9 protein-coding genes are annotated in these 14,722 nt (G+C 67.9%); 5 read left to right on the forward strand and 4 right to left on the reverse strand.

Annotated features, from left to right (window positions below; translation table 11 throughout):
* Positions 1-6: 6 nt before the first annotated feature.
* Positions 7-3,345, reverse strand: coding sequence for an ATP-dependent helicase (locus D9V34_RS00580; protein ID WP_121687017.1), 3,339 nt, complete (start codon positions 3,343-3,345; stop codon positions 7-9).
* A gap of 2 nt (positions 3,346-3,347) precedes the next feature.
* Positions 3,348-6,833: a PD-(D/E)XK nuclease family protein gene (locus D9V34_RS00585; RefSeq protein ID WP_121687018.1), complete on the reverse strand. Its 3,486-nt coding sequence runs from the start codon at positions 6,831-6,833 to the stop codon at positions 3,348-3,350.
* Between the two features lie 180 nt (positions 6,834-7,013).
* On the opposite strand from D9V34_RS00585, the gene D9V34_RS00590 reads away from it, so the two are divergent.
* Positions 7,014-7,238: a DUF3107 domain-containing protein gene (locus tag D9V34_RS00590; RefSeq protein ID WP_030148536.1), complete on the forward strand. Its 225-nt coding sequence runs from the start codon at positions 7,014-7,016 to the stop codon at positions 7,236-7,238.
* 83 nt (positions 7,239-7,321) lie between these two features.
* On the opposite strand, the gene D9V34_RS00595 is transcribed toward D9V34_RS00590, so the two are convergent.
* Positions 7,322-8,062, reverse strand: coding sequence for a ferritin-like fold-containing protein (locus D9V34_RS00595; protein WP_121687019.1), 741 nt, complete (start codon positions 8,060-8,062; stop codon positions 7,322-7,324).
* 116 nt (positions 8,063-8,178) lie between these two features.
* Between D9V34_RS00595 and D9V34_RS00600 the strand changes: the two genes are divergently transcribed.
* Positions 8,179-9,729 (forward strand): DEAD/DEAH box helicase, encoded by a 1,551-nt coding sequence (locus D9V34_RS00600; protein WP_183091802.1) that lies wholly within the window; start codon positions 8,179-8,181, stop codon positions 9,727-9,729.
* Positions 9,730-9,790: 61 nt separating this feature from the next.
* Here D9V34_RS00600 and D9V34_RS00605 read toward each other — a convergent pair whose 3' ends face one another.
* The gene (locus D9V34_RS00605) at positions 9,791-10,663 is read right to left on the reverse strand and encodes a PHP domain-containing protein (RefSeq protein ID WP_121687021.1); all 873 of its coding nucleotides are present in this window, start codon (positions 10,661-10,663) and stop codon (positions 9,791-9,793) included.
* A gap of 74 nt (positions 10,664-10,737) precedes the next feature.
* On the opposite strand from D9V34_RS00605, the gene D9V34_RS00610 reads away from it, so the two are divergent.
* The 3 genes from D9V34_RS00610 (at position 10,738) to D9V34_RS00620 (ending at position 14,653) form a co-directional block, all read left to right on the forward strand.
* Positions 10,738-11,760, forward strand: a complete 1,023-nt coding sequence (locus D9V34_RS00610) for an endonuclease/exonuclease/phosphatase family protein (protein ID WP_121687022.1) — start codon at positions 10,738-10,740, stop codon at positions 11,758-11,760.
* A gap of 809 nt (positions 11,761-12,569) precedes the next feature.
* Positions 12,570-13,952, forward strand: a complete 1,383-nt coding sequence (locus D9V34_RS00615) for an aminopeptidase P family protein (RefSeq protein WP_121687023.1) — start codon at positions 12,570-12,572, stop codon at positions 13,950-13,952.
* A gap of 176 nt (positions 13,953-14,128) precedes the next feature.
* A complete protein-coding gene (locus tag D9V34_RS00620; protein WP_121687024.1) occupies positions 14,129-14,653 on the forward strand; it encodes a HEAT repeat domain-containing protein in 525 nt (174 codons plus the stop codon).
* Positions 14,654-14,722 lie beyond the last annotated feature (69 nt).

Here is a 14,722-nt window from a genome sequence, read left to right on the forward strand (position 1 = left end):
CGCAGGTTACATCGAATGGGTCGCCACGGCCCTCTCCCAGGCCTGAACCAGTTCGTGTGCGTCGGAGAGTTTTTCCGGGCGCAGGACCCGATCATCGGCCACATAGTAGAACACGGCGTCGATCAGGCGGGGGTCGGTTCCGGTCCAGCGAGCGTAGCCCTCACGATAGAGCGCCAACTGGTATTGACGCTCGCGCAGCTCTTCGTCCGAACGTGGTGCCTTCCCGGTTTTCCAGTCGACGATCTGAATGCGCCCCTCACGCTCATAGACGGCGTCGAGCTTACAGATGATCAGTTTGCCCGCCAGGCGATAGTTGATCTCGATTTCCACCGCGATCGGTGCCAGGTCCGCCCACTCCGAGCGCAGGAAGGTGGCCTGCAGCTCCTCCAGGCGTTCGCGTTCGGCCTCGGCAACGGGTGCCAGGGTGCCCCCGAGTTCCTCATCGTCGATCTCCCACATCTGGGCGTCGATGGTTTCCTGCGATCCCATCAGCCCCGCGCGGTTCTCCACCCAGTCGTGGAACAGGGTTCCCAGGCGGGTCTGACGGTAGGGCCGCTCGGGGACCGGTCGGGCAATGCGCGCGGCCACCTGAATCGGGTCCACCACAAAGTCCTTGAACCTGGATGCGGGGATGCGCGCGGGCAGATCCACCCGGGCCGGTCCACCGGTGAGGATGTGGTGACGTTCGGCCAGCAGCAGGTCCACGTTGCTGGCGTCCTCGCTCGGGTGTTCGGGATCGATCGGGCGCGGATCGGCGCTCCGGATCGCCGCGGCCGCCGCGGTCACGGCCCGACGTCGCTCCCCCAGCGGATCCCGCGGCCACACCAGGCTGCGGATCTGATCGGTGCGTGGGTTTTCCTCCTCAAGCGGCGAGGACGGCAGGCTCGGATCCTCGTATCGTGCGTCCCCATCCCAAGCCACGGGCACGGCCTGCGCAACCTCGTAGAGGTACACCCCGGGCTCGCGCGGCTTGACCGCGTTGGTCCAGAACGATCCCGAGAGCAGCAGCGTGTCCTTGGCCCGGGTGACCGCCACATAGGCCAGGCGACGCTGTTCGTGCGCGTGCTGGGTGTCGATCTGATCGCCAAAGCTCGCATAGGCCAGCTCAAACGCGGGCTGGCTCTCAAGCCCGCGCCAGGCGAGCTCGGGCAGCTCGGCGGCGTCACCGCGGAACGCGTAGGGCAGCTCGCCAAACGCGGTCCACCCGCGGCGGCTGCGCGGGGTTCCGGGGAGCTCCCCGGACACCATGCGCGGGACCGCGACGCTGTCCCACTCCAGGCCCTTGGCTCCGTGGATTGTGAGTACCTGAACGGTCCCTGGCTCGGGTTCCTCGCCGCGCGGGCTGAGGTTTTCGTGCTGCTCGGCCTGTTCGAGCCACTCCAGGAACGCCCCGATGGTGCCGGTCTCATCCACCTGCAAGAACGCGGTGATCTGCTCGGCGAACGCCTCAAGACTCGGCCCGGCCAGCACCTGGTGCTCATTCGCCGCGGCCTCGAGGTCGAGTCCCAGCTCGCGGGCAACCAGGCCCACGTACTCGTGCAGGCCGAGGCCCACCCGGCGACGCAGTCCGGTCAGCAGGGTTGCCGCCTCGCGCATGCGCTCCAGCGCGATTGGGGTGAAATCCGCCAGCGCCTTATGATCGGCGGGGGCGTTTTCCAGGAAGTCGAGGGCGTCCACGAGCGAGGGGTTGTCCTCGGCATCGGCGGATCCGAAGCGCTTATCGCGTACCTCTTTGGGGACCCGGGCGAGCCGGTGATCGCGCTCTCCGAGCCAGCGAGCCAGGTTGCCCAGCGCGCGCAGATCCCGGGGTCCGATGCGGAAGCGACCGCCGGCCAGCAGACGGATCAGCTCGGATCCGGCACTCGGGTCGTGCAGCACTCGCAGCGCACACACCAGGTCCACGATCACCGGCTGATCCAGCAGCCCGGCCAGTCCGAGCACGTGGTAGGGAACCCCGCGGGCTTCGAGGGCGCGCAGGAAGGGATCCACCTTTTTCAGCGAGCGGCACAGCAGCGCGGCCGAGCGCGCCTTCTCGCCGCGCTCCTTGTCTCCACGCGGACGATCCAGCTCGGCGGCGAACCACTCAGCCACCGCCTCCGCCTCATCCTCGACGGTCTGCTCGAAGGCGATTCGCACACCACCGGGACCGGCAAACGTTGCCGGGGCCAGGGTCTTGACCGGGACGCCCTCAGCCACCGGCAGGGCCGCGACCAGGGCGTTGGCCGCATCCAGAACCAGGCCCGGGTTTCGCCAGGAGGTGGACAGGGTAAAGCGCGCGGCGGTGTCGGCGGGACGGTATCCGGGGGTCCGGGCCACCGAGAAGTCACAGGAGAAGCGCGCGAGGTTGGCCGCCGAGGCCCCGCGCCAGCCGTAGATCGACTGGTTGGGATCGCCCACGGCCATGACCCCGTGCCCACCGAAGAGGCGCGACAGCAGCTCGGTCTGCACGACCGAGGTGTCCTGATACTCGTCCAGGATCACCACCCGATAGCGTGCCCGATACTCGACCGATACCCGCTCCAGGGTGCGCACGATCTCCAGGGCCAGCGCGACCTGATCGGAGAATTCGATGAACCCACGGGTGCGCTTGCGGGCCGCATACTCCTCGGCGAGCTCGATCAGCATCGGCAACTCGGCCAGATCGGCGGCCGCGGCCATCAGGTCCTTATTCGGGCTGCGCTTGCGCTTGCCGGTGGTCTCGTCGTTGATCGGCAACTCGGTGAGGGTCTGGAACTCCTCGGCCAGGGCGACGATCTTCTCGGTGTGCTCGCGCGCATCGTTGTCGCTGATCCCGCGGGAGACCCGCAGCACCCCCTGCACGAGCGCGGACAGCGGGCGGGCGGATTCGACCAGCCGCGGATCCTTACTCTCGATCAGCACCCGACGCGCGAGCGCCCACGCCGAGGCCTCACCGATCACCGTGGCGTCGGCCTCCCGACCGATCAGCGCCGCATACTCCCGGAACAGGCCGCTGGCAAACGCGTTATAGGTCGCGATGGTGGGGGCTTCGAGCACGTCGATCTCGACGCCCTGACCGCCCCGATCCGCGAGCGCCTGACGCAGCTGGGTGATGCGCTGATGAACCCGCTCGGCCAGCTCACCGGCGGCCTTGCGGGTGAAGGTGAGCCCGAGGATCTCGGACACCCGGACGTGGCCGTTGGCGAGCAGCCAGACGATCCGATTCGACATCGTCTCGGTTTTCCCACTGCCGGCGCCGGCCACCACCAGGGCGGGTTCCAGTGGAGCCTCGATCACCGCGATCTGCTCGGCGGTGGGGGCGGGCAGCCCCAGCAGCGCGGCGATGTCGAGCGCGCTCAGGGCGGGGGTCTGATTCGACTGGGTCATGATTACTCCGAGACGGCCGCGATGAGGTGGATACGGTAGGTCAGGCGGGTGAGGGGATCGTGCTCGCCCTCGCCGAAGACGCCGACGAAGGTCGCGGCGGCCATGCCGGTGCCCACGGTCTCCACGCGCTCCTCGAAGGCCGCAAGCTCCTCCTCGGTCTGGACCTCCTGCACGCGCTCGGCGTAGGCCTTGACCGTGGGGGTGCGCACGTAGAGCAGCATCGCGCCGCCCGAGCGCCCGGTGATCGGGTGGCGGCGAACCGCGGGCTCGGCGGGGGCCGCGACCGGGGCAACGGGTGCCTCGGTGCTCGCGTCGACTGGCGAGTCGGCCAGTGGAGCAACGTGAGCCGCGACCGGCGCGTCCGCAGCCGCACCGGTGGATGCCTCGGCAGCGGCCGCCTCATCCGGCACCTCGGTATACACGGCCCCGCGGGTCAGCGCGAGCTGATAGGCGGAGAGCTGGGCGTGGGTCAGCATCGACTTCTGGGTGGGAATGCTGCGTCCGGTCTTGAGGTCGATGATCACGATCACCGGTTCGGTGTCCTCGCCGGTGGCCGGACGCCGCTCGATCCGGTCGATCGAGCCACCGATGATGATCTGCCCCACCTCGAGCCGGAACCCGCCCTCGGTGCTCAGCACCACGTTGCCCGCGCGTAGGGCGTCGGAGAGATAGGCGGCCACACCCACCAGAGCCTCGTCCACGCCGGCGCGCTCCCGCTGAGCCAGCCAGGGCGCCTCAAATCTCAGCTCGCCCCAGCGCTCGGAGACGTGCTCCCACAGCCGTTCGGGGGCGATATCGGCGGCGGTGATCTGATCGGCGGGGATCATCCCCGCGCGCTCAAATGCCTCGTGGATGATCGTGCCGATGCCCGCCGCCACGGTGCTTGGCGGGCGCGCCACGTCCTCGATGAACCAGTTCAGCGGCGACTTCTCAAACGCCTCCATCCGCGAGGGCGAGACCCGTACGCGTGCGTCGGGATCCTTGAGGTCCACCAGCGGGTCGGTGGTGGAGGGCTCTGCCAGACCGTACCAGGAGTCCGGGGAGGCCCCGGCGATCCCCTCGTCCGACAGTCGGGCCAGCAGGCTTGCCGCCTCGGCCGCCTCCTCGGGACGCCCGGCCTCGTGAGCGCGCACCAGGCGGCGGCGCAGCGCACCCACCATGCCCCGCAGGGTCAGCGGATACTCGCCGGTCCCGGTGCGCACGGGGGCACCATCGAGGGTCGGGAATCGGAGGAAGGGCGAGGGCTGTTCGTCATCACCATCGGTGGTGGACACCACCAGCTGGGTGCGCGCCCGCGAACATGCGAGGACAAAGAGGCGCAGCTCGTCGGAGAGGAGTTCGGCCCGCGCATCCAGCAGGGTCGTGGGCAGGCCCGCGACCACCTGACTGAAGAGCTGCGGATACAGCAGAGCCCCGCGCAACTGGAGGTTAGGCCAGGCACCGGCCTGCACCCGGGCGGCGACCACAACGTCGAATTCGCGGCCCACCACCGCACTCGGGGTGCCGATCCAGACGGCCTCACCCCGCGCCCGCGGCGCCAGCGAGTCCTCCCCCAGGTCGGCCTCCAGGAGCGAGTCGATAAAGATACCGGCGTCGGCATCGGGGTCGCGTTCGGCCGCACGCTTGGCCGCGGTGAACAGGGCGACCGCCGCATCCAGGTTGGTGTTGGCCTCCTCGGCGAGCAGGCCGCCCTGGCCGAGCTGTGTGGTCCAGGTTTTTTCCAGGCCGCTGCGATCCCAGACGATCCAGGCCAGTTCCTCGGCGCTGTTGCCCGCGGCATAGCCCGCCCGCACCTGCGCCAGGGTTTCGGCAAAGCGCATCGCACGTCGGGCACCGGGGGTGTCGAGGGTCGCGAATCTTCCGGGGGCGGCGAGGGCTTCGATCAGCAGCTCATCCGATCCCCGGTGTCCCCCACCCAGGAGCTCCTCGTGGCGCAGCGCACGACGCAGACGGCGCAGGCCGATCCCGTCAAAGCCCCCCAGCGGACCCAGCAGTAGCTCGGTGTAGCGGGCGGCGGTCACCGGGATGCGTTCGAGCGCGACGGCGAGCGCCAGGATCAGCGCCCGTGCCGCATACCGGTCGCGCAGGGCCTCGCCAGCTGTCTCCGCCGAGGTGGGGACGTCGGCCATCGCCAGCGCCCGAGCCAGCACGGGAATGGACGCCGAGGAGCGCACCACGATTGCCATCTGCGACCAGGGCACCCCGTGATACACGTGGCGCTCGCGCAGCATCCGGGCGATCGCCTGCTGCTCGGCTGCCGGGGAGGTCGCGCGAATGCGCACCACCGGCAGCGTGGGCGGAACCTTCCAGGGTCCCCGTTGGGGCTCGTCGGCCGGGTGGACGGGGGCCTGTGCGGCGACCCCGGAGGCCTGGCCCACGGGGTTGTCGGCAGCCGAATCGGCGGGCGGCGTGGCGGACTGCTCGGTGGACGGCGTGGCGTCGTCGCCGCTGGTGTCCGCTGCGGGCGCGGGCTGAGCGGGCAGCACCGAGGCCGCGCGGCGATGCTCGACCCGTCCGGCGGCACCCACCCGATCGCTCAACTCGGTGATCACGGCGCGCAGCTCGGGGCCGTGCCGATGCACCTGCGTGAGGGTGAACGTCTCCACCGGGGCACCCAGAATCAGGTTGAGTCCGCTGAGCGCCGCCGGATCGGAGCCGCGGAAGGTTGCGCTGGCCACGTCGGGATCCCCAAACGCCAGGATCGTGGATCCCGCGGCGGCGGCCGCCGCCAGGAATCCCAGCGTGCCCGGTCCCTGCTCCTGGAAGTCGTCCACGATGATCAGGCGCGGGGCCGAAACGCGGCCCTCACGCAGCAGCGTGGTTGCCTCGGCGATCACCTCGGCGGCGTCCAATCGGGGCTGCGAATACTGGTCCATCACGTGCTCATAGCGGGCGATGAATGCGGCCGCGGCCACCCATTCGGGACGCTCGTGCTGGTGCCCCAGGCGGGCCAGCTCGGCGGGGCGGGTGCGGGTTTCCACGAGCCGCATCATCAGCTCTCGCAGCTCGGTGCGGAAGCCGCCGAGCGCACGCACATCGGGTCCCAGGCTCTCGGGCCAGGCGGCACCCTCATCCTCCACCTCTCCGGCCAGCAGGTCGGCGAGGATCGTATCCTGATCGGCACCGGTCAGCAGCCGCGGAACGGTCACCCCATCGGCCACCGCGGCGGCCGTCACAAAGCTAAAGGCCATCGAACCCAGGGTGCGCGCCAGCGGGCCCCGGGTGGGACGGTCGATCCGCAGCGCCAACGTGTCTCGCAGCGCGGTGGCCGAACGGCGGTCGGCGGCCAGCACCACCACGTCGTCGGTGGGATAGCCGCGGGTGATGATCCGGTCGGCCACCACCTCGGTCAGCGTGTGCGTCTTCCCCGAACCGGGCGCACCGTGCACCGCCGCGTGGGCACCGTCGCGGAGGTCCCGCACGGCACGCTGGCTGTTATCCAGGCTCGCGGACAACCGGTCTTGATCGAGGGGTTCGGATTCGCTCACGATCCCACGCTAGCGTGAGCCACCGATATCCCCCGGAAGACACCGCCGATGCGGGGATCACGGACCCTGCGCGACGCGTGTTCGCTCTGGGCACGCGCGGATAACGGGTTTCGGTGGGCGGCGGTGTCGTACGCTGGAATCAACCCAGGATCCGTTCCCCGGCAACCGAAAGGCACCAACGTGGATATCCGTATCGGCATCATCAACAGCCCCCGCGAACTCGGCTTCGAATCCAGCCAGAGCGCGGCCGACGTCGAGAAGATTGTCGGCGACGCAATCAGCTCCGGCACCCCGCACTTCACCCTCACCGACGACAAGGGCAAGCGCTACATCGTGGCCACCGGTTCGGTAGCCTACGTCGAGATCGGCAGCGAAGAGACCCGTCGCATCGGTTTTGTGGGCTAGGTAGCCTGCTTCCGCCGTACCGCGCAGCGCCCCACCATTTCGGTGGGGCGCTGCGCCGTTAACGCAGCTGTCGCCGCGGGCAGCTAGGCGGTCAGGCCCAGCGCATCCATGCGCTGGGTGTGCCGACCGATCAGCTCGGTGAACACCGGTTCGACCCGCTCGGGAGTGTTTCCCGGCGCGCGATCGGTGGTGTCGGTACCCACCGGTTCGAGGCGCAGCGCCGCGTGGCACACCAGCATGATGTCGCCCACCAGACGGCGTCCGCTGAGGGCGAGGCGGTGGGCGCGGCGGGGATCCTCGATGATCGCATCGCGCAGGATTCCGACCACCACGGAGGAGCCGTTATCGGCCCCGAGGACACGTTCCATCCGGGGAGCCAGATCGGCGGGCAGGCGCGCGGCCAGGCCGCGGAAGAAGTCGTCCAGGAAGCCCTGGGTGATGTAGAGGCCCAGCAGCCCCTCGTTGATCGAGTCGCCGCGGGCGATGCCCAGCAGACGATCAATCGCCGGAACGTAGGGGGCCATCAGCAGCTGCGGATCCTCGCCGCGACGGCGAATCTCCCCCACCAGTTCGTGGTGCTTACGCAGCGCCAGCCCGGCGGGCCCTGCGATCAACTCGGTGGTCAGCAGGCGACCGCTGTCGCGGCTGATCGCCGAGTACTGCTGGAACACCGCGAGCTGTAAGTAGGCCGACTGCCCGAGGAAGTCGGAGGTGTCGGAGGCAAGCTCGGCAAAGTCCACCCGGGTGGTGGGAACCGTGCTCTCGCGCAGTACCACTTGGGATTCGTTTGAGGAGGGGCCACGCCGCCGAAACCAGGAAATCACACGCTCAGTCTACGCGTCCCGGTAAGCTGGGAGTGTCTCATCGTTGGAATGGGACCCTACGCCCGCACGCAGAATCCGTTGGCGTAGACCACATCACTGCATGACAGGCATTAAATATCGTGACTTTTCTTGAACTCGGCGTCGCCCAGGACATGGTGGACGCCCTCGCCGGTAAGGGAATTACCGCGCCGTTCCCGATCCAGGAACAGACCATCCCGCTGGCCATTGCCGGCCAGGACATCATCGGCCAGGCTAAGACCGGTACCGGTAAGACCTTCGGTTTTGGTCTCCCGGTGCTGCAGCGCCTCGGCGACAACCCCGAGCCCGGCGTCAAGGCGCTGATCGTGGTTCCCACCCGTGAGCTGGCCGTTCAGGTGTATGAGGACCTGGTACTGGCCGCCAGCAACCGTCCCACCAAGATCGCCGCCATCTACGGCGGTAAGGCCTATGAGGGGCAGATCGAGGAGATCAAGGCCGGCGCCCAGGTGATCGTGGGCACCCCGGGCCGACTGATCGACCTCAACAACCAGCGCCTGCTCGACTTCTCCAAGATCCAGGAAATGGTGCTGGATGAGGCCGACAAGATGCTCGACCTGGGCTTCCTCGCCGACATCGAGCGCCTCTTCTCCAAGACCCCCGCCGAGCGCCACACCATGCTGTTCTCGGCCACCATGCCCGGTCCGATCGTCGCCCTGTCGCGCCGGTTCATGACCAAGCCCATCCACATTCGCGCGAGCGACCCGGATGAGGGCCTGACCCAGGCCAACATCAAGCACGTCATCTACCGCGCGCACTCGCTGGACAAGGACGAGGTTATCGCCCGCATCCTGCAGGCCGAGGGCCGCGGCAAGACCGTGATCTTCACCCGCACCAAGCGTGCCGCCGCCCGCCTGATGGACGAGCTCAACGACCGCGGCTTCAACGCGACCGCCGTGCACGGAGACCTCGGCCAGGAGCAGCGCGAGCGCGGCATGGCCGCATTCAAGGCGGGCAAGAAGGACGTGCTGATCGCGACCGACGTCGCCGCCCGCGGAATCGACGTGGACGATGTGACCCACGTGATCAACCACACCATCCCCGACGACGAGAAGACCTACCTGCACCGTGTGGGCCGCACCGGCCGCGCCGGGAAGACCGGTATCGCCGTGACCTTCGTCGACTGGGAAGACCTGCACAAGTGGGCCCTGATCAACAAGGCGCTGGAGTTCGGTCAGCCCGAGCCCACCGAGACCTACTCGTCCTCCCCGCACCTGTTCGAGGACATGAACATCCCCGCCGGCACCAAGGGCCGGCTGAAGCCCGCCGCCCCGGCTGCGCCGCGCGAGGGTGCCGCCCGCAATGGTGGTGCCCGCGGTGGCAACGGATCGCGTCCGGCCCGTGGCGAGGGCCAGGGTCGCGGCGAAGGTCAGGCTCGCACCGAGCGTCCCGCACGCTCGGGTGAGGGCGGCGCAGACTCCGCTCGTCCCTCGCGTAACCGTCGTCGCACCCGCGGTGGCGGCGCGGCCGCCGGTCCCGCCGCCGGCGTCACCCCGGTTGAGGGTGCCCCGGTTACCGCCTCGGCTCCGCAGGATGGAGAGGGTGCTCCGCGCCGCCGTCGTCGCTCGCGTGGTGGCCGCGGTCGCGGTGAGGGTGCAGCCCCCGCCGAGGCCGCTCCCGCCGCCGAATAGCCGCACAGACTAAAACGCCCGCCCCTTCCAACTCGGAAGGGGCGGGCGTTGTGTATATGGGCTAGTCGGCGATGATCGGGGCGAACCCGGTAGCCTCGGCCACAATCGCGTCCACCACCGCGCTCGGTGTGGTGTTCTCCCCGAGCCGATTGGGCTTTCCGGCACCGTGATAGTCGCTGGATCCGGTGAGCACCAGGTTGTAGCGGGCGGCCAGCGCCCGCAGCCACGACTTCCCCTCGGGGGTGTTCTCGCGGTGGTCGATCTCCATCCCGAAAAGTCCCGCCTCAACCATCTCGGCCACCACATCCTCGGGGATCAGGCGACCCCGGGTTCCGGTGGCCGGGTGGGCGATGACCGGCACGCCGCCGGCCTCGCGGATCATCTGAATGGCCACGATGGGATCCGGTGCATAGAGCGGAATGATGTAGCCGCTGCGCGGGTGCAGGATGGTTTCGAACGCGGCACTGCGGTCGGTGGAGTGGCCGCGAGCCACCAGCGCGTCGGCAATGTGCGGGCGCCCGATCGAGGCCCCCGGGGTGGTCTGGGCGAGCACGTCCTCCCAGGTGAGGTCATAGTCCGCCCGAATGTTTTCCACGATCTCGGCCGCGCGTGTCTTCCGGGCCACTCGGATCCGCTCGGTTTCGGCGAGCAGCGCGGGATTGGAGGGATCAAACAGGTAGGCGAGCATGTGCACGCTCATGCCGTTGTGTCGGGTGCTCAGTTCCATGCCGGGAATCAGGTTCACCCCCACTTCAGGGGCCGCGACCATCGCCTCGGGCCAGCCCGCGGTGGTGTCATGATCGGTCAGTGCAACCGTGCCCAATCCGGCCACGGCCGCCGCCCGCACCAGTTCTCCGGGGGTCTCGGTACCGTCGGAGATGCTGGAATGAGTGTGCAGATCGGCGGGACCACGGAGGGAGGATTGCAGGGGCATACTGACCAGTGTAGGCCGCATGCTCAGCATCCTCCCGGGAACTCCCAGATTTCGCCCGATATCCTGACCGGGTCATGTTCAAGTTCCTCGGCGCTCTCCTCACCCTTGCGGTTGCACTGGGCCTGCTCATCGTGACCTGGCCCCCGCTGTTTGGACTCCAGACCACCGTGATCGTCGCCCAGATCACCGCGATGCGTGGACTCCTCGTGGCCTGCTGTGTCGCCGCCCTGGTGCTGTTTTTGATCATCGGGATCATTCGCCCGCTGCGCGGCTTTGCCGGCAGCATGGCCGTGGTGATGTTCCTCGGTGCCGTGGCAAACACCGGCATCCTGGTATACCGCGGCTTTGATGACTCGGCACTTCCCGCCAAAACCGAAAGCGCCATCAGCGTGCTGAGCTGGAATACCAAGGGGAACGCGATGGGGTCGGCAGCGATTGCCAAGCTCGCCCTGGATTCCGGAGCGGACATCGTGGCTCTGCCCGAGACTCGAAATCAGACCGGTCTCGAGGTGGCCGCGGCGATGAAGGCCGCCGGCAAACCTATGAACGTGTTTACCGAATCCTTTGGCAAGATTGCGGCCGCAAGCTCAACCACGGTCCTGATCTCCCCCGCGCTGGGCTCGTATACGCAGGCGACCAGCAACGGGGTGGGGGCGTCGAACACCCTCGTGGTTCCCAGCGTGGTGCTCCGGCCCACCGACGGACGCGGCCCCACCATCATCGCCAGCCACGCGGTGTCCCCCTCGACTCCGCAGATGCACAACTGGCGCGAGGATCTGGCCTGGCTCGCCGCACAGTGCGATGCGGAGAACGTCATTATCGCCGGCGATTTCAACGCAACGTTGGATAGTATGGCGGGCCTCGGCCGCGACGGCGCCGCACTGGGCCGTTGCAACGATGCGGGCCAGGCAACCCACACCGCCGCCCTCGGCACCTGGCCGACCAACATTCCTGCGCTGCTGGGCTCCCCGATCGACCACGTCTTTGCGACCCCAATCTGGGACATCGCGGCAATGAAGGTGCACACCGAATTTGACCAGGCGGGCAGCGACCACCGCCCAATCACCGTGCGCCTGGAACCGGCCGCCGCGGACTAGTCCCGAACTTCGTTCCGGATATGCCTCGGATTCTCAGCTAAGTCTCGCTGGTTTTCCATATCCTCAACCGCGTCTGCGACGTAACCTTCAACAAGGTATCGCCTCGTGCCCCCGACGTTGACATACCGTCAAATTCGGACGAAAACGAGGTCTTCACAATGAACTATGGAACGACGCACAAACCCTGGACAGAACGGCTCGAATCACTCGATGCCTCCGCTCTGATTCCCACGTCAGCACTCGCCACACTCGCCACGCTGCTCATCGATTCGGGAGAGCGCGGCTGGCCCGCACCCGGCATATATCCCGGCGAGACGAGCGGGATCCGCGTTGAGTGGCAGTCCGCCCTCTGGGTGGTTGTTTTCGAGGTTGACTCTTCGGGCAGGTATTTTCTTGGATACATCCCGGTGGAGCCACCCGCCGCGCCCGCGAGTATATCCACTCGGGATGCCACTCGACTAAAAACCTTTATCAGCACACACGTTCATGACTAGCGTGCACTGCGAGTATCTTCTGCCCGGTGAAAACATCCCTAACGTCCCGGATGAGCTCTGGTTACGGGCATGTTTTGATACACCAAACTTGATTGATCCAGTGACCGGAGTAGTGAGTAGTCTGATGTTCGCATGGGGAACCCTAGACGGCGGAAAGCTCTCCGGTGCTCGACTCCTTCACCACTCACGGGTTGTGCATGTGCCCGAGGCAGGTTCTCGCTAGGATCAACCCCCGGCACCGCGGTGAGCGAGCGGAGGCGGACGGACACGCCCGGTGCTTTAAACCGGGGCACGAACAGTGCGAGAATGTAAAGCATGACTACCAGTAGCGAAGAGACCAAGGACGCCCGATCCACCACCCCCGGATCCGATCGCTTCCAGGACTACATCGGCTCCCAGTGGGCCGACCGCACGGATGAGCTCCCTGCCGCGCGCGTCCAGGCGGCGTTTGCAGAGAAGCGCCGCGCCGAGGTGAGCGCCGCGTTTACCGGTGCCCGCGTGGTGATCGAGGCCGGCGACCCCAAGCAGCGCTCCAACGACACCGACTACCCGTTCCGCGCCCACTCGGCCTTTGCCCACCTGACCGGCTGGGGTGCCGACTCCGAGCCCAGTGCCGTGCTGGTATTTGAGCCCGCGGGCGAGGGTCACGAGATCACCCTGTACTTCCGCGAGCGCGCCGGCCGCGACTCCGATGAGTTCTACGCCAACCACGCGATCGGCGAGTTCTGGATCGGCCCGCGCCCCTCCCTCGCCCAGGTCGCCGCCGACCTGAACCTGGCTACCGCACACCTGGATGAGTTTGTGGCCACCGACTCGGACCTGCGCATCGACCACGACGAGGACCTGACCCGGTTCGTCTCCGAGCTGCGCCTGGTTAAGGACTCCTTCGAGATCGCCGAGATGCGCGCGGCCGTGAACGCCACCGCCGGTGGATTCGACGCCTTCATCGCCGAGCTGCCCCGCATCATCGCCTCCCCGCGGGGCGAGCGCGTGGTCGAGGGTGTCTTCAACGCCCACGCCCGCGAGCACGGCAACACCGTCGGGTATGACACGATCGCCGCCTCGGGATCCCACGCGTGCATCCTGCACTGGACCCGCAATGACGGCGCGGTCACCCCGGGCGAGCTGATCCTGGTGGATGCCGGCGTCGAGGTCGAGAGCCTGTACACCGCGGACATCACCCGGACCCTGCCGATCAACGGCACCTTCACCGACGTGCAGCGCAAGGTCTACGAGGCCGTGCGCGAGGCCGCCGATGCCGCCCTGGCGATCGTGCGTCCGGGCATCGTGTTCAAGGAGATCCACGCCGAGGCCATGCGCGTGATCGCCGAGAAGACCGCAGAGTGGGGCATGCTGCCGGTTTCGGCCGAGGAGTCGCTGCTGGTCGAGAACCAGTACCACCGCCGGTACATGGTGCACGGCACCAGCCACCACCTGGGCATCGACGTGCACGACTGCGCGCAGGCTCGTCGGGACTTCTATCACGATGGCATCGTCGAGGAGGGCATGATCTTCACGATCGAGCCCGGTCTGTACTTCCAGAACGACGACCTGACCGTGCCCGAGGAGTTCCGCGGCATCGGCGTGCGGATCGAGGATGACATCCTGGTCACCGCCGACGGCGCCGAGAACCTCTCGGCTCACATCCCGCGCACCGCGGATGACGTCGAGGCGTGGATCGCGCGTCTGAACGCCTAACCCCTCGGGCCTCATCTCGGCCTCATCCCGCGAAACGCTGATGCGTTTCCCGGGTGGCCGTCCCCTCCGTAATCGCCGTCGGTTCCACACCGGCGGCGATTACGTTTTGGGCACTCCGGCCGATCGTTTTCCTCGAGGCCCTGGCATCTCCGGACGCAAGCGCGCACAATAGAGGCATGACCGCCACCGTGGATCTGATCGATGCCTTCCGAAGCGCCGACCCCGATCGTCGCGCCAGACTCCTGCGCGGCTGCGAAGCCGGTGCCGACTCCGACCGGGTCGACTTTCTGATCACCCTGGTTGAGGACACCGCCGAGGATCCGGCCGTGCGCACCGAGGCCGCACGCGCCCTGGCGCTGATCGCGGCAATCGACGGGGAGGAACCCGGCCGCCTCTTCGATGAGGAGCTGGATGCCGCCCGCAACCTGATCGGCGAGATCCTGGCCGGCGTGGCCAATCGCGACCCCGACGAGGATCTGCGCGTGTGGGCTCTGCGCGGACTCGCGCGCTGCGACCTGCCCGACTCCGCTATCCGTGTGCTCGTGGGCCTGGCGCTGGCCGAGCGGGAGGATCCGCTGCTGCGCACCCTCGCCGCGGCGGCCGTCTACGCCCAAGCCCCGGAATCGGTGGTCCGCACCGAGGCTCTCCCGGTTCTTGATCACGACCCGATCCTCGCCGGCGGCCCACACACTGCCGGTTAGCGGTTGACACCCGAGTTTGCGCCCCAATACACTCTTGATCACTAACTTTGGGGGAAGCGAATGTATAGC

Source organism: Mycetocola lacteus (genome assembly GCF_003667575.1).
Taxonomy (GTDB): domain Bacteria; phylum Actinomycetota; class Actinomycetes; order Actinomycetales; family Microbacteriaceae; genus Mycetocola; species Mycetocola lacteus.

Excerpts from the sequence above, each read along its gene's own strand:
- D9V34_RS00580 (WP_121687017.1), bottom strand. The coding sequence starts at position 3,345 with ATGACCCAGTCGAATCAGACCCCCGCCCTGAGCGCGCTCGACATCGCC.
- D9V34_RS00605 (WP_121687021.1), bottom strand. The coding sequence starts at position 10,663 with ATGCCCCTGCAATCCTCCCTCCGTGGTCCCGCCGATCTGCACACTCAT.
- D9V34_RS00610 (WP_121687022.1), top strand. The coding sequence starts at position 10,738 with ATGTTCAAGTTCCTCGGCGCTCTCCTCACCCTTGCGGTTGCACTGGGC.
- D9V34_RS00615 (WP_121687023.1), top strand. The coding sequence starts at position 12,570 with ATGACTACCAGTAGCGAAGAGACCAAGGACGCCCGATCCACCACCCCC.
- D9V34_RS00620 (WP_121687024.1), top strand. The coding sequence starts at position 14,129 with ATGACCGCCACCGTGGATCTGATCGATGCCTTCCGAAGCGCCGACCCC.